We start from the raw sequence: 13,835 nt of genomic DNA, 5'->3' as shown, positions 1-13,835 counted from the left end.
CTCAGCCACGACCCGGCTGTGGGCGGTTCTCCCACTTGGTGGACAGCGCGATCGCGGTCCGGGTCGATGCGACACCGGCCGTCCGGTTGATCCGCACGATCAGCTGCTCCAGCTCCGCGATGGTGCCCACCCGCACGGTGAGCTGGTAAGACTCCACTCCGGCCATGAAGTAGCAGCTCTCCACCTCGGGCATCGCGCGGAAGGCGGCGAGCACGTCGTCGGTGTCGGCGCCGGAGTCCTCGATGATGCCGATCAGCGCGGTGACCCCGAGCCCGATCGCCTCATGGTCGATGTCGGCCCGGTAGCCACGAACGGTCCCGGCGGCTTCGAGCTTACCCACTCGCTCGTGCACCGCGGGGGCGGAGAGCCCGACCTTGCGGGCGAGCTCGGCGTACGACGAGCGGGCGTTCTCCCGTAGCAGGTCGATCAGCCGGAGGTCGATGGAGTCCATGGTTGAAACCCTAATCGGGTGGCACCTCTGCACTCACGCCCGGTAGCGGCGAATGGGGGGCAGGATAATGACCACTGTCGCAATCGGGGCTTTTTCCGCATTTCACGGACTTGCTTCAGGGGCGGTGCTCTAATGGCTTTACGTCCCGATCGAGCAAGCCGACACTCACCGTGACCACGGCCGCTCCAGAAACCGAACCGAGGAGGGGGTTGTGGACACTGGAGATCGTCTGCTGACACCGGGCGAGGTGGCTGCCCTATTCCGCGTCGACCCCAAGACGGTCACGCGATGGGCCGCCGCCGGCCGCATCGGCAGCATCCGGACTCCCGGTGGACACCGCCGATTCCGTGAGTCAGAGGTCCGTGCCCTCCTCGAGGGCGACGGCGTGATCGAAGAAATGCGCGAGGACGACGCGGCCAACAAGCCGCGCAACAACGGTCCCAGCAATCCCGGTGCGGGCTACGGCCCGCCCAACGGATTGCGCTGACCGCGTCCCTCACCCAGATCACCGGTCCATCTTCGGAAAAGCGTGTGTGGTACGCCCAAAGCGTCCATCACCTTTCCCGCCACGAAATCGACTAGTTGTTGCGCCGTAGCGTCAGCCCCGGATCCATAGAATCCGGGGCTGGCCGGGAGAACCACCGCACCCGCGTCGTGAAGCGCGATCAGGTGCTCCAGATGACTACGGGTCACCGGGGTCTCCCGGGGGACGACGACAGTACGCCGCCGCTCCTTGAGGTTGACCTCGGCCGCCCGTTGAAGAAGATCCTTGGACAGGCCGATGGCGATGCCGGCACACGACGCCGTGCTCGCCGGAACGACCGCCATGCCCTTCGCCGGGTACGACCCACTGGACGGCCCGGCGGCCAGGTCCCCGGCCGGCCAGTAGGCCAGGTCGCCGAGATCCCGGCCGATCCAGGCCGCCACGTCGTCCTTCCAGTGCGCGTCCCGGATCGTCGCGCCGGTCTCGTCCAGCAGGGTGAGCCGGGCAGCCCGGGAGACCACCAGGTCGACGGACTCGCCGGCGTCCAGCAGAGCGGCCAGCACCGCCTTGGCATAGGGGGTGCCGGACGCTCCGGAGACGCCGACGATCCAGGGTTCGCGCATGCCTTCCAGTGTGCCGCTATTCCAGGCTGACCTGTACCGACGCGGGGAAGGCCTCGGTCACATCCGTCCAGGTGGACGGGTCGTCCGGGTCGGCGGGCTCGACCGCCTCGATGAACGCGCGGAACTCCTCGACGCTGACGTCGACCGCGTTGAACTCGATGATGTACCGGTCGTCGGCCATCATCTTGCGGCAGGTCAGCGCCTCGATGTCGCATTCGCGGAACTGCTCGTTGTAGGGGTTGGACTCCGTGATGTTCAGCTGGATCTGTTCCCGGACCGGGCCCATCCCGGGGCTGCGGTCGCCACGGTCGAGGATCTCCCGGATCTGCCCCGACGCCATCAGGTAGGCGCTGGTGGTGCCCACGGCCTGCAGCTGGTAGCCCTGCGGCACCGAGCCGACCCGGAACGGCACCCGCAGGTTCTTCCCGCCGCCGAGCGCGAACCCCTTCGCCACCTGCATCTGCTCGGCCCGGGTCATCTTCGGCATGTCGGCCGCCCCCAACCCGCTGATCACGGCGAGGGCGTTGTCGGCGTACTCCCAGTACAGGCTCTCCCGGTCGCCCTCCCGCAGGTAGTACGCCTCCCGGCCGCCGACCGGCGCCGCCTTGACGACCTTCGCCGTGCCGGTCCGGACCGGCACGGCGCCGGGAACGTACACCTCCAGACTGGCCTCCGCCTTCGTCGTGCCGAGCCGGGTGATCGACGCCCCGGACCCGGACAGCCCCATCCCGTCCGGATCGGTGACGGTGAAGTCAGCGGTCTGGTAGCCGCGGAAGACGAACGCCGACGGAAAGACCTTCGCCGTGGCGGGCGTCACCGAGGGACTGGGCGTCGCCGTCGGACTCGGTTTCGCCGCCGGGAGCGCCGGCTCGGTGGACGCCCGGGTGGCGATCTGCGGCACCCCGATCGCGGTGGCGACCGCCACCACGGCCGCGAGCGCCCACCCGGTGGTCCGCCGCATCTGCCGGCGTTTGCCGGCCGTGACCAGGTCGTTCACGTCGAACCCCATCGGCGGGGCCTCCGTCCGCGCGTCGTCCATCAGGTCAGACAGCCGCTTCATGCCGCGCCTCCAGATCCGTACCGAACATCTGCCGGAGCGCCGCGAGTCCCCGCGAGGTGTACACCTTGACCGTGCCCTCGGGACATTTCAGCGCGGCGGCGGTCTGCTGCACGCTGAGGCCCTCGAGGAAGCGCAACACCAGCACGGCCCGTTGCCGGGCGGGCAGGTGGCGCAGCGCCTCCCGCAGGCGCAGACGATCGTCGACCCGGCCGGTGCCGTCCGGCACGACCTGGTCGGGCATCGCGTGGCTGTGCACACGTTCCCGCCGCCACCACGGGCGGCGGGTCTCGTCGATGGCCGCCCGGACCACGGCGGTACGCGCGTACGCGTCATGGTTGTCGATGCGGTTCCACTTGACGTACAGCTTCGACAGGGCGGACATCACCGCGTCCTCGGCTGTCTGCCAGTCGCCGCACGTGAGGTACGCCAGCCCGCGCAAGGCTTCCATGCGCGCGCCGGCGAACTCCCGGAACTCGGCTTCTCTCTCGCTCACGGCCATAGGACGGAGATCGCCGTGGATTCGGTTACAGCAGGATCAGATCCAGTAGGGCGAAGGCGAACAGCGCGATGGCGATGAACCCGTTCGCGGTGAAGAACGCCCGGTTGACCTTGGACAGGTCGGTGGGGGTCACCACCACGTGCTGGTAGACCAGGCCGGCGCCGGTCACCGCCAGGCCGATCCACCACAGCCAGCCCAGGCCGACGAGCTGCCCGAACCAGACGAACAGCGCGAACGCCAGCACGTGCGTGCCGGTCGAGATGTGCAGGGCGGTCGCCACCCCGAACCGGGCCGGCGTGGAATGCACGCCGATCTCGCGGTCCACCTCCACGTCCTGGCAGGCGTAGATGATGTCGAACCCACCGATCCACAGGCCCACGGCGACGCCGAGCACCCAGGCGGGCCAGGAGCCCTCGAAGGTGCCGGTGATCGCCAGCCAGGCGCCCACCGGGGCGACCGCCTGGGCCACCGCCAGCACGTAGTGCGGGAAGTTCGTGAACCGCTTGGCGTACGGGTAGACCACCAGCGGGATCACCGCGAGCGGCGAGAGCAGCAGGCAGAGCGGGTTGAGCAGGCCGGCCGCCAGGATCATGACGACCAGCGAGACGATCGCGCCGGTCCAGGCCGTCCGGACACTCACCGCGCCGGTGACGAGCTCCCGGTTCCTGGTACGCGGATTCAGCGCGTCGATCCGGCGGTCCAGGATCCGGTTGGCCGCCATCGCGAACGTCCGCCCGGACACCATCGCGATCGTGACCAGCACCAGGTCGAGCCAGTGCCGTCCGGTTCCGTCCCGTTCGATGGCGACCAGCGCGGACAGGTAGGCGAACGGCAACGCGAAGATCGAGTGCTCGATCATCACCAGCCGCAGGAACGCCTTGACCTTGCCGGGTTTCTCGACGACCGCCGTCATATGCCGTATTCCTTCCACCGCTTGTCCACGAGGCTCTTGACCTCCGGGGACATCACCATCTCCTCCGGCCAGCCGCGGGTGTAGCCCTCGGCCGGCAGCTTGCGTGTCGCGTCGACACCCGCTTTCCCGCCCCAGAACTGCTGGTAGGACGAGTGGTCCAGGTGGTCCACCGGCCCCTCGGTCAGCAGCAGGTCGCGGGAGTAGTCGACGTTGCCGAAGGCGCGGAACGCCACCTCGTTGTAGTCGTGGACGTCGCAGTCCTCGTCCACCACGACGATCAGCTTGGTGAGCGACATCAGGTGGGCGCCCCAGATGGCGTTCATCACCTTCTGCGCGTGCTTCGGGTAGCGCTTGCGGATGGAGACGATCAGGCAGTTGTGGAAGACGCCGGCGGCCGGCATGTCGTAGTCGACGATGTCCGGGATCAGGATCTTGGCCAGCGGCAGGAAGATCCGCTCGGTGGCCTTGCCCAGGCCGTGGTCCTCCTGCGGCGGCTGCGACGTGACGATCGAGTGGTAGATCGGCTTCTTGCGCATCGTCATCGTCTCGATGTGCATCACCGGGAACGGCTCGACCGGCGTGTAGTAACCGGTGTGGTCCCCGAACGGACCCTCCGGCATCCGCTCACCCGGCTCGATGTAGCCCTCCAGAACGATCTGCGCCTCGGCCGGCACCTGCAGCGGCACGGTCAGGCAGTCCACCATCTCGACCCGCTCACCGCGCAGGAAGCCGGCGAACAGGTATTCGTCGATGTCGGACGGCAGCGGGGCGCTCGCGGCGTAGGTGACCACCGGGTCGGCGCCGATCGCGATGGCGACCGGGAGACGCTGCCCGAGGCGTTCGGCCACCGCGTGGTGGGCGGTGGAGTCCTTGTGGATCTGCCAGTGCATGCCGATGGAGTTCCTGGAGTGCTGCTGCAGCCGGTAGAGGCCCAGGTTGCGCTTGCCGGTCTCCGGGTGCTTGGTGTGCGTCAGACCGAAGTTGTGGAAGATGCCGCCGTCACCGGGCCAGACCTGCAGGCCGGGCAGCAGACCGAGATCCACGTCGTCGCCCTTGAGCACGACCTCCTGGCAGGGGGCGCTCTTCACCTTCTTCGGCGGCACCGACTTGAGCTGCAGCACCTTGGCCAGGCCCTCACGGATGCCGGACCAGCCCACCGGCAGCTCCGGCTTGGCCAGCGCGCCGATCCGCTCGCCGACCTCGTCCAGCCGGTCGACACCGAGGGCCATCGCCATCCGCTTCTCGGTGCCGAACAGGTTGATCACCAGCGGCATCTCGCCGCGGGTCGGGCGCTCGAAGAGCAGCGCCGGCCCGCCGGCCCGCACGGTCCGGGTCACCACCTCGCTGATCTCCAGCGTCGGATCCACCGGAACGGTGATGCGACGCAGCTCACCGGCCTCCTCGAGGGCTGCCAGGAAGCTCTGCAGATCGGCATGGGGGAATCCACGGGACGCCATGCACCCCAGTCTGGCACCGCCCCACCGCCGCCTCCCTGGCAGGTCCCGTCACTGGTGATCGGGTATTCGCGTTGAGAGGGACGACACTGCCCTCCCGATCGACAAGGGGTGCTCCGTGCGTGTGGCTCGGTGGTTCGCACTGGCCGGTCTGGGAGCCGCCCTGACCGTGGCCGTTCCGGCGGCCGTCGCCGGCCGGGGACTGCCGGCCTGCTCCCCCGGACCCCAGTCGTCCCGCCCACCGACCGGGCCGGCCGGTCCGGGAACCCCGGGTGCCTGCCGGGCCGCCGGCCCGATCCTGGAGAAGGCCGGACCGCCCGACCGGGCCAAACCCGCCACCAGCGGCTACCACCACCTCGGCGCGGGCACCAGCGGCGAGTGGGGCGGGGTGTCCGGGCGGTACTCGGTGGTGGACAGCACCGTCCGCACCGGCACCTACGACTTCGTGGCCGCCCGGTTCATGGCCAAACGGGAGATCGAACGCGGCCGGATCGCCTGGCTGGAGGCTGGCTGGGCGAGAACCGGCTGGTCCGGGGGCGGCCGGCCACGGGTCTACACGTTCAACACCAACACCAACGCCTGGCAGTTCTACGACCAGTACGCGGTGAAGACCGGCGACCGGGTCTGGCTGGACGTGCACACCGACGGCGGCGGGGTGTGGAGCGCCTGGCTCTGGTGGAACAACCGCTGGAACCTGCTGACGAGCCAGAAACTGCCGGTCGGCGAGACCGCCTACATCGAGCAGTACGTCGAGGTGCACGGGGATCCGAAGAAGCCGGCCCGGCTGGACCTGCCCAGGGTGACCGTGGACAACGTGCAGCTGAGGCCGGCCGGTGGTGGCGCGTCCCGCTTCTGGCGGGAGGACGTGCCCACGGTGACCGGTGTCGAACCGGGTCTACGGCAGGTCCAGGGCGGCTTCTGCCTGGACTGGGTGACCCGGTACGACACCTGGGCCGCGGGCGACTGCTGACCCGTGTCCCGTGGCTCGCGCTCGCCACGAGTCACGAGTCACGAGACGCGAGTGCAAGACACGGGATGCGAGACGCGAGACGCGATTCAGCCCGCGTTCGCGTACGAGTGCAGCCCCTCGAAGAACAGGTTCACGCCGAACAGGTTCATCAGCATCGTCACGAACCCGAGCAGCGCGATCCACGTCGCGACCGTCCGCTTGACGCTCGGCGTCGCCCGGGCATGCAGATAGGCGGCGTAGACGACCCAGGAGATGAACGCCCAGACCTCCTTGGGGTCCCAGCCCCAGTACCGCCCCCAGGACGCCTCGGCCCACAGCGGCCCGGCGATCAGCGCGCCGAAGGTGAACAGCGGGAACGCGAAGGCGTGCAGGCGGAAGGTGAGACGCTCCAGCATCCCGGCGTCCGGCACCCGCTTGCCCAGCGTGTACGGGAACGACCGCTTGCCCTCGTCGTAACCGTTCTTGATCAGGAACATCGCGGCCGGGACCGCGCCGATCAGGAAGATGCCCGACGAGATGATGACCGTCGACACGTGGAAGACGAACCAGTACGAGTTGAGCGCCGGGACCAGCGGGCCGACCGGGGTGTACGCGATCAGGCTGGCCGCACCGAGCAGCACGACCAGGCTCAGCGACGCGAACAGCCCGAGGTGCCGCAGGACCGGCTTGCGCAGCAGCACACCCACCCAGACCGCGGAACCGACCAGGGTCGTGGAGACGATGTACTCGTACATGTTGCCCCAGGGCATCCGCTCGGCGGCGATGCCACGGGTGGCCGCGGTGCCCAGGTGCAGCGCCAGGCCGACGACGTTGAGGGCCACGGCGACCCGGCCGGCCCACTCGCCCTTCGACGGTTTGGCGGGGGTGTTCTCCTCGGCGGCCGGCGCCGCGGGAGCACCCGCGCCCACCAGCTGGCGGGCCGCGGCCTTGCCGATCCGGCTGCGCTGACCGAACGCGTACTCACCGGCGTAACAGACCATGGCCGCCAGGTAGGCCAGCACGGTCAGCGCCATCAACTGGTCGGACCACTCCGCCATCAGCTCTTCCCTTCCTCAGAATCGTGATCGCGGGCGAGCGCCGTCTCGGTGAGCGCCGCGAATTCGTCGCCGAATCCGGCGTGGTCGGTGCGGGGCAGACCACCGGCTTCGACCACGCTACCGCCGGTGCCGGTGTCGGTGTCGTCCGCCGGGAGCACCCGGAACCAGATCCGGCGCCGGTGCACGGAGAGCGACAGCATCAGGCCCATCAGCCCCAGCACCGAACCGATCAGCATGGTCACCTGCGCCGGGTCGTGCCGCAGGGAGATCGTGGCGAGCCGCCGGACCTCGACGAACTCCAGTCTGCCGCCGTCGTCGAGGGTCCAGCTCTGGCCCGGTCGCAGCACCTGGGGACGGTCGCCGCTGATCTTCTGGAGTCTGCCGCTGTCGATCTGGTCGCGGTCCAGCGAGTAGACCGAGCCGGGGATGCCGACGTCCAGGCCCAGGTCGCCGCGGTAGGCGCTGAGGTAGAGGACCGGATCGTCGAGGGCCGGGAACCGCGACGCCGCACTGCCGTCGGTGCCGGCGGTCGGCAGGAACACGCCCTCGAAGCCGACCTGCTGCTTGTCGTCGCGGTTGTTGGTCGCCGGGTCCACGTTGGCGTCCGGGAACTGGGCGACGCCCTCGCTGGTCATCATCAGGTCGGTGGGCAGGAACGGGACGACCTTGGTCTGGGCGACGCCGTACTTGTCGGTGTAGCGCAGCACCGGCGCGTAGCCCTGGCCGATCAGGTTGATGTTCGCGCCGTCGAGTCGCAGCGGATCGTTGACCGTGAAGGTCCGGGTGGTCGCCGGCCCGCCGTCCTCGGTCACCTCGACGGTGGCGCCGAACGACTTGGGCTGCCCGTTGTCCTGGAACGTCGACTGGAAGTCGGTCAGCTCGAGACAGAACTTCGGCAGATCACTCGCGGTCAGCCGCGGGCCCAGCGTCGCCTCGTCGAACTGCGGGAGCGCCGAGCAGAATCCCTGGTCCTGGCCCTGCACCAGGATGCGGTTGCCGTGCCAGCCGTACCAGTGGCCGAACCCGACCCCGATCAGCACGGACAGCAGGGCGAGGTGGAACAGCAGGTTGCCGGTCTCCTTGAGGTAGCCCTTCTCGGCGGAGACCGTCCAGCTGCCGTCGCCCTCCTCGCGGACCCGGGTGCGGAACATCTTGCGGCGCAGGCCACGGGCGATGGCCTGTGCCGCGGCGTCAGGGGCCTCCGGGCGCGGGCTCGCTGCCACATGGTGCGGCAGGCGGTCCATCCGCTTCGGTGCCTGCGGGGGTACGCTGCGCAGCGCTCGCGCGTGATCCCGCAGCCGGGGCAGCACACACCCGATGAGCGAGGTGAACAGCAACAGGTAGATCGCGGCGAACCACGGTGACGCGTAGACGTCGAAGGCGCCCAGCCGGTCGATCACCGGCGCGAGTTTCGGGTGCGCGGTGAAGTACTCCGAGACGTTCTCCCGGTTCACCGACCGCTGCGGGAAGATCGAACCCGGAACCGCCGCCACCGCGAGCAGGAAGAGCAGTACCAGGGCCGTACGCATGCTGGTGAGCTGTCGCCAGGAGTTGCGCAGCAGTGCCCAGACGGGGTTGACCCGGCGCGGCGGTGGCGCGTCGGCGGTGGCGGGCCGGTCCTCGACGACGGTCACAGCAGCAGATCACCGCCGAAGTTGAAGGTGGTCATCAGCCAGGCCAGGAAGTAGTTCCACTGGCCGGTGACCAGGGTCAGCCCGATGATGATCAGCAGCGCACCACCGACCCGGGTGACCCAGCGGCTGTTGCGGCGGATCGCCGTGAACACGCCGAGCAGCCGGCGGAAGAAGAGGCCGAACAGGATGAACGGCACGCCCAGTCCGAGGCTGAAGGCCAGCGCGAGGATCACGGCCCGGTCGGTCTGCCCGCTCGTGGTGGCCAGGGCGGCGACCGCGCCCAGGGTCGGTCCGACGCAGGGGATCCAGGAGACCGCGAAGATCGCGCCGAAGACCGGGGCGCCGAGCAGCCCGGCGGCCGGCAGTTTGCTGAACCGGGCCTCCCGCTGGAAGCCCGGGATCCAGCCCAGGTAACCCAGTCCCAGGATGATGACCAGCACGCCGAGCACGGTGTTCAGGACGTCCCGGTGGGTCAGCAGGGTGAAACCGATGTTCGCCACCAGCGAGGTGAGCAGCGTGAAGACGACCGCGAAGCCGAGCACGAACAGGCTGCTGCCGAGCAGGACCCGGCCCTTGACCGCCAGCCGGCGGCTCCCGTCGCCGGTGCCGGTGCCGGTCATCGTCTCCAGGTCGGAGCCGGCCAGGCCGGTCACGTAGGAGAGATAGCCCGGGACCAGTGGCAGGACGCAGGGCGAGAGGATGCTGACCAGCCCGGCGACGACGGCCGCGCCGATCGCGAGCAGCATCGGCCCGTTGAGCGCGGTGCTGTAGAACGCGTCGCCCATCAGCCGTTTCCTTCCGCCGCCACCCGTTCCACGAGGGGCTGGAGCTCACCGTTGGTGGTGGCCCGGCGCAGCGCGACCGCGATCCGGCCCTCCCGGTCCAGGACCAGCGTGGCCGGCGTGGCGTTGTTGGTCGCGTCGATCTTGATGGCGACCGCGCCGTCCGGGTCGAACAGGCTGCCGTAGGTGACCCGGCCCCGCTCGAAGTTCGTGGCGGAGTCCCGGTCGTCGCGGGTGTTCACCCCGACGAACGTGACGCCCTTCTCCTTGGTCGCCTGGTACGTCTTCTCCAGGTCGTCCGCCTCGGCGCGGCACGGCGCGCACCACGAACCCCAGAAGTTGACCACGACGACCTTGCCGCGGTCGGACGCGACGTCGTACGTCCCGCCGCCGAGCAGTTCGCCGGAGACACCGTCGACCTGGGGGCGGTCCGCCTCGTCGCACTCGATCACACCGTTGGTGGTGGTGCAGTTCTGCGTCCAGTTCTCCGTGCCGCAGCCGGCCAGGGCGCCGGCGGTGACGAGAACAGCGACCGGAAGAGCGACGAGACGGCGCATGTCACGCCCCCTTGGCGGTCTTGGCGGTCGCCGAGAGGGCGACCAGGTGCGCCGCGGGCTCGGAGTAGTCGATGCCGACCACCTTCGAGCCCTCGAAACGGAACGAGGTGAGGCTGGCCAGGCCGCATTCGCGCTTACGCGGGTCGTGCCAGAGGCGCTTGCCCTCGATGTAGCGGCGCAGGGTCCAGATCGGCAGCTGGTGCGAGACGCAGACCGCCTCGTGGCCCTCGGCGGCGACCCGGGCGGCCTGCAGCGCCTCGAACATCCGTTGGGCGATCACCAGGTAGGCCTCGCCCCAGGACGGGGTGATCGGGTCGCGCAGCACCCACCAGTGCCGCGGGTTGCCGAACGCGCCGTCGCCGGCCGACACCTTCTTGCCCTCGAAGTAGTTCGCGCTCTCGATCAGCCGGACGTCGGTCGCGATGTCCAGCTTGAGCTCGGCGGCGAACGGCGCGGCGGTCTCCTGGGCGCGCTCGAGCGGGCTCGACACCAGGTGGGTGACGTCCCGGCCGGCGAGCGTCCCGGCGGCCGCCTTGGCCATCTGGTGGCCCAACTCGGAGAGGTGGAAGTCGGGCAACCGGCCATAAAGGATCTTGGTGGGGTTGAACACCTCACCGTGCCGGAACACGTGCACCGTGGTCTTGGTCGGCTCGCTCACCGCTGCGTCTCCTCCGCGGCCGCCCGAGCCGCGTGCGGTGCGGCTGCGGCGATCTGCTCCAGTGCCGCGTCATCCAACGCGGTCGACACGAACCACGACTCGAAGGCGCTCGGCGGCAGGTAGACACCGCGGGCCAGCATGGCGTGGAAGAAACCCTTGAACGCCGCGGCGTTCTGGGTCTTCGCCGACTCGTAGTCGACGACCTCGTTCTCGGTGAAGAAGACCGAGAACATGTTGCCCGCGTACGACAGGCGGTGCGGCACCCCGGCGGCGGTGAGAGCGTCCGCGACGATCGTGCCGACCGTGCCGGAGAGCTCGTCCAGCCGCTTGTAGACGCCCTCGTCGGCCAGCCGCAGCGAGGCCAGGCCGGCCGCGCAGGCCAGCGGGTTCCCGGAGAGCGTGCCCGCCTGGTAGACCGGTCCGGCCGGCGCCAGCCGCGACATGATCTCGCGACGGCCGCCGAAGGCCGCGGCGGGCAGACCACCGCCCATCACCTTGCCGAAGGTGTAGAGGTCGGCGTCGACCGGGTGCAGACCGGCCCAGCCGCCGGCCGAGACGCGGAAGCCGGTCATCACCTCGTCGACGATCAGCAGGGCACCGTGCCGGTGCGCGATCTCGGCGAGGCGGCCGTTGAAGTCGTCGCGGGGCGCGACCACGCCCATGTTGCCCGGCGCCGCCTCGGTGATGATCGCGGCGATCTGGTCGCCCTCGGCGGCGAAGGCCGCCTCGACCGCGGCCGCGTCGTTGTAGGGCAGCACGATGGTCTCGGAGGCGGCCGCGCCGGTGACACCGGGCGAGTCCGGCAGGCCGAGCGTCGCCACGCCGGAACCGGCCGCGGCGAGCAGGGCGTCCACGTGCCCGTGGTAGCACCCGGCGAACTTCACGATCTTGGACCGGCCGGTGAAGCCGCGGGCCAGGCGGATCGCGGTCATCGTCGCCTCGGTGCCCGAGTTGACCAGCCGGACCTCGTCCACCGCCGTCCGCCGGACGATCTCCTCGGCCAGGTCGACCTCGCCCTGGGTCGGGGTGCCGAAGCTGGTGCCGAGCGCCGCGGCCCGCTGCACCGCCCCGACGATCTCCGGATGGGCGTGGCCGTGGATCAGCGGGCCCCAGGAGCAGACCAGGTCGACGTAGCGCCGCCCGTCCGCGTCGGTCATCCACGGTCCACTGCCGGAGACCATGAATCGGGGGGTGCCACCGACCGCGTGGAACGCCCGCACAGGTGAATTGACCCCGCCGGGCACGATGGTCCGGGCGCGGTCGAACAGGGACTGGGAAACCGGGGCGTCCTCCGGATACGGAAGATCCGCGGCGGGATATGTCGTGGTCACAGCGGTTCCCATTCTGTCAGCGGCGTACGGCAGGTGTCTCGAGAGGGTTGTTCACGTCATCGGATGGTGCCCCGACGCGGTGGCTCTGACCGTGCCGGACAGGCCGATTCGCCCTGAAGAGGATAGGCTCATCCGTGTGGAACGACCCGAGCTGTCGATCACGGTGCACCGTGTCCCGGACGAGGTGGTGATCCAGCTCGCCGGGGAAGTCGACGTGCTCACGGTCACCGAGCTCGCCGCGATCGTCAACGATCTGTTGCCCGATCCGCCGGTGCGCATCGTGCTCGACATGTCCGGCGTGACCTTCTGCGACTCGCAGGGCCTGGGGACGCTCGTGGTGCTCAGCCGCAAGGCGCAGCACGCCGGTGCGGTGCTCTCCCTGGCGAACGTCGGCGAGTTCCTGATGCGGGTGCTGGACATCACCGGTCTGCGCAGCGCCCTGATGATCAGCAGCACCGCCTAGACCGGCGCCGCACTCCGCCGCCCCGAACATACGCGCGATGCTGCCACACCGTCAGCGACCGCTTCCTGTGGGCAGCGTCGGCTGTGGAAAGACGTACTTCTAACCGAAAGCCCCGGCAACGGTGACCGTGCCGTCGGCGTCCGTTCCGGCGACCGCGGCGTAGGCGTCCGCACCGGCGTCACGTCCACCGGCGGCATGCGTGTACCGCGCGTAGAAGACGTACGTCCCCGGTTCCAGGACGTCGCCGGAGGAGAGCACGAACCGGTAGACCAGGGCGTCCGGTTCCTCGGTGACCGCGGTGGTCACGCTCGCGCCGGGCACCTGGCGGCTGCCGCCCCGGGAGACCAGCTCGGGGGTCCGTGCCACCCGGATGGTGACCTCCAGCGTGCTGAGTCGCTCGGTCGTCTTCAGGGTGACCACGCTGCTGCCCTGCGAGTCGCCGGCGTCGACCGAACCGTCCGACCAGACCGGCCCGCGCTCGGTGGTGGCCACGTCCGGCACGGCACTGGGCGAGGTGGGCCCCGCGGACGCCGGCGGACGGCTCCTGCTGCGCCGGGATGTCGCCGACGGCGATCCGTCCGGCACCGCCGGGGACGACACCGTGACGTCCGGGGACGGCGTGACCGGGAGGACCACGCTCGGCGGGCGGGGCGCCGGACGGGGTTCCCCGTCGCCGGCCAGCGACCACTGGGCGATGCCGCCACCGCCGAGGATCGCGGCGACCGCCACCGCCGCTCCGGCGATCTTCAGCCGCGGGGCCGGCCGGTCCCGTACCGCGGCGGTGCGCATGGTCTGCCGGGTGATCCGGTTGAGCATCGCCTCGCGGTCCGGCCGGTGAGCCGCCGCTTCGGCACGCAGCGCAGCGCGCAGCTCGGGTTCGATGAGCGTCATCGCGGCCGCCGCATGGTGATCACGTCCC

General features: G+C 70.0%; 16 protein-coding genes. 3 read left to right on the top strand and 13 right to left on the bottom strand.

From position 1 onward, the window contains the following. Window position 1 precedes the first annotated feature (1 nt). Complete coding sequence (locus tag QSK32_RS30485) at window positions 2–451, bottom strand: Lrp/AsnC family transcriptional regulator (RefSeq protein WP_045740460.1); 450 nt, start codon at window positions 449–451, stop codon at window positions 2–4. A gap of 211 nt (window positions 452–662) precedes the next feature. Here QSK32_RS30485 and QSK32_RS30480 point away from each other — a divergent pair, with 211 nt between their 5' ends. Next, window positions 663–938, top strand: coding sequence for a BldC family transcriptional regulator (locus QSK32_RS30480; protein WP_045740459.1), 276 nt, complete (start codon window positions 663–665; stop codon window positions 936–938). Here QSK32_RS30480 and QSK32_RS30475 read toward each other — a convergent pair. From QSK32_RS30475 to QSK32_RS30455, 5 genes are read right to left on the bottom strand one after another with little or no spacing between them, the layout of a single operon-like run. After that, window positions 911–1,558, bottom strand: a complete 648-nt coding sequence (locus QSK32_RS30475; RefSeq protein WP_045740458.1) for a UbiX family flavin prenyltransferase — start codon at window positions 1,556–1,558, stop codon at window positions 911–913. The genes QSK32_RS30480 and QSK32_RS30475 overlap by 28 nt on opposite strands. Window positions 1,559–1,574: 16 nt before the next feature. Then, complete coding sequence (locus QSK32_RS30470; RefSeq protein WP_045740457.1) at window positions 1,575–2,618, bottom strand: hypothetical protein; 1,044 nt, start codon at window positions 2,616–2,618, stop codon at window positions 1,575–1,577. Next, window positions 2,602–3,111: a SigE family RNA polymerase sigma factor gene (locus QSK32_RS30465; RefSeq protein WP_083448812.1), complete on the bottom strand. Its 510-nt coding sequence runs from the start codon at window positions 3,109–3,111 to the stop codon at window positions 2,602–2,604. Before QSK32_RS30465 ends, QSK32_RS30470 begins: the two co-directional genes overlap by 17 nt. Window positions 3,112–3,142: 31 nt before the next feature. Then, a complete protein-coding gene (gene mqnP / locus QSK32_RS30460; protein WP_045740455.1) occupies window positions 3,143–4,030 on the bottom strand; it encodes a menaquinone biosynthesis prenyltransferase MqnP in 888 nt (295 codons plus the stop codon). Beyond that, window positions 4,027–5,487, bottom strand: a complete 1,461-nt coding sequence (locus QSK32_RS30455; protein ID WP_285473845.1) for a menaquinone biosynthesis decarboxylase — start codon at window positions 5,485–5,487, stop codon at window positions 4,027–4,029. Before QSK32_RS30455 ends, mqnP begins: the two co-directional genes overlap by 4 nt. Window positions 5,488–5,602: 115 nt before the next feature. Here QSK32_RS30455 and QSK32_RS30450 point away from each other — a divergent pair, with 115 nt between their 5' ends. Then, window positions 5,603–6,454: a hypothetical protein gene (locus QSK32_RS30450; protein ID WP_245673821.1), complete on the top strand. Its 852-nt coding sequence runs from the start codon at window positions 5,603–5,605 to the stop codon at window positions 6,452–6,454. 86 nt (window positions 6,455–6,540) lie between these two features. On the opposite strand, the gene ccsB is transcribed toward QSK32_RS30450, so the two are convergent. The 6 genes from ccsB to hemL are packed head-to-tail and all read right to left on the bottom strand — an operon-like array spanning window position 6,541 to window position 12,465. Next, window positions 6,541–7,491 (bottom strand): c-type cytochrome biogenesis protein CcsB, encoded by a 951-nt coding sequence (gene ccsB / locus QSK32_RS30445; protein WP_045740453.1) that lies wholly within the window; start codon window positions 7,489–7,491, stop codon window positions 6,541–6,543. After that, window positions 7,491–9,125, bottom strand: a complete 1,635-nt coding sequence (gene resB, locus QSK32_RS30440) for a cytochrome c biogenesis protein ResB (protein ID WP_045740452.1) — start codon at window positions 9,123–9,125, stop codon at window positions 7,491–7,493. Before resB ends, ccsB begins: the two co-directional genes overlap by 1 nt. Next, window positions 9,122–9,910 carry a cytochrome c biogenesis CcdA family protein gene (locus tag QSK32_RS30435; protein ID WP_045740451.1) on the bottom strand — a complete coding sequence of 263 codons (789 nt, stop codon included), beginning with the start codon at window positions 9,908–9,910 and terminating at the stop codon, window positions 9,122–9,124. The genes resB and QSK32_RS30435 overlap by 4 nt, the downstream gene beginning before the upstream one ends. Next, a complete protein-coding gene (locus tag QSK32_RS30430; protein ID WP_045740450.1) occupies window positions 9,910–10,464 on the bottom strand; it encodes a TlpA family protein disulfide reductase in 555 nt (184 codons plus the stop codon). Before QSK32_RS30430 ends, QSK32_RS30435 begins: the two co-directional genes overlap by 1 nt. 1 nt (window position 10,465) lies before the next feature. Then, entirely contained in the window at window positions 10,466–11,122 is a 657-nt protein-coding gene (locus tag QSK32_RS30425) for a histidine phosphatase family protein (protein WP_045740449.1), read from the bottom strand. Then, a complete protein-coding gene (gene hemL / locus QSK32_RS30420) occupies window positions 11,119–12,465 on the bottom strand; it encodes a glutamate-1-semialdehyde 2,1-aminomutase (protein ID WP_285473844.1) in 1,347 nt (448 codons plus the stop codon). Before hemL ends, QSK32_RS30425 begins: the two co-directional genes overlap by 4 nt. 124 nt (window positions 12,466–12,589) lie before the next feature. Here hemL and QSK32_RS30415 point away from each other — a divergent pair, with 124 nt between their 5' ends. Then, window positions 12,590–12,916 (top strand): STAS domain-containing protein, encoded by a 327-nt coding sequence (locus QSK32_RS30415; RefSeq protein WP_045740447.1) that lies wholly within the window; start codon window positions 12,590–12,592, stop codon window positions 12,914–12,916. Between the two features lie 99 nt (window positions 12,917–13,015). On the opposite strand, the gene QSK32_RS30410 is transcribed toward QSK32_RS30415, so the two are convergent. Then, on the bottom strand, window positions 13,016–13,807 hold the full coding sequence (locus tag QSK32_RS30410; protein ID WP_045740446.1) for a hypothetical protein: 792 nt from the start codon (window positions 13,805–13,807) through the stop codon (window positions 13,016–13,018). Window positions 13,808–13,835 lie beyond the last annotated feature (28 nt).

The organism is Actinoplanes sp. NBRC 101535 (genome assembly GCF_030269225.1).
Classification (GTDB): Bacteria; Actinomycetota; Actinomycetes; order Mycobacteriales; family Micromonosporaceae; genus Actinoplanes; species Actinoplanes rectilineatus.
The sequence above is the reverse complement of the archived record's forward strand: the minus strand, read 5'-3'. Positions and strand labels throughout refer to the sequence as shown.

Bases quoted from the DNA above. Each gene is read 5' to 3' on its own strand.
- QSK32_RS30485 (WP_045740460.1), bottom strand. From the start codon at position 451: ATGGACTCCATCGACCTCCGGCTGATCGACCTGCTACGGGAGAACGCC.
- QSK32_RS30475 (WP_045740458.1), bottom strand. From the start codon at position 1,558: ATGCGCGAACCCTGGATCGTCGGCGTCTCCGGAGCGTCCGGCACCCCC.
- QSK32_RS30470 (WP_045740457.1), bottom strand. From the start codon at position 2,618: ATGAAGCGGCTGTCTGACCTGATGGACGACGCGCGGACGGAGGCCCCG.
- mqnP (WP_045740455.1), bottom strand. From the start codon at position 4,030: ATGACGGCGGTCGTCGAGAAACCCGGCAAGGTCAAGGCGTTCCTGCGG.
- QSK32_RS30455 (WP_285473845.1), bottom strand. From the start codon at position 5,487: ATGGCGTCCCGTGGATTCCCCCATGCCGATCTGCAGAGCTTCCTGGCA.
- ccsB (WP_045740453.1), bottom strand. From the start codon at position 7,491: ATGGCGGAGTGGTCCGACCAGTTGATGGCGCTGACCGTGCTGGCCTAC.
- QSK32_RS30435 (WP_045740451.1), bottom strand. From the start codon at position 9,910: ATGGGCGACGCGTTCTACAGCACCGCGCTCAACGGGCCGATGCTGCTC.
- QSK32_RS30430 (WP_045740450.1), bottom strand. From the start codon at position 10,464: ATGCGCCGTCTCGTCGCTCTTCCGGTCGCTGTTCTCGTCACCGCCGGC.
- hemL (WP_285473844.1), bottom strand. From the start codon at position 12,465: ATGGGAACCGCTGTGACCACGACATATCCCGCCGCGGATCTTCCGTAT.
- QSK32_RS30410 (WP_045740446.1), bottom strand. From the start codon at position 13,807: ATGACGCTCATCGAACCCGAGCTGCGCGCTGCGCTGCGTGCCGAAGCG.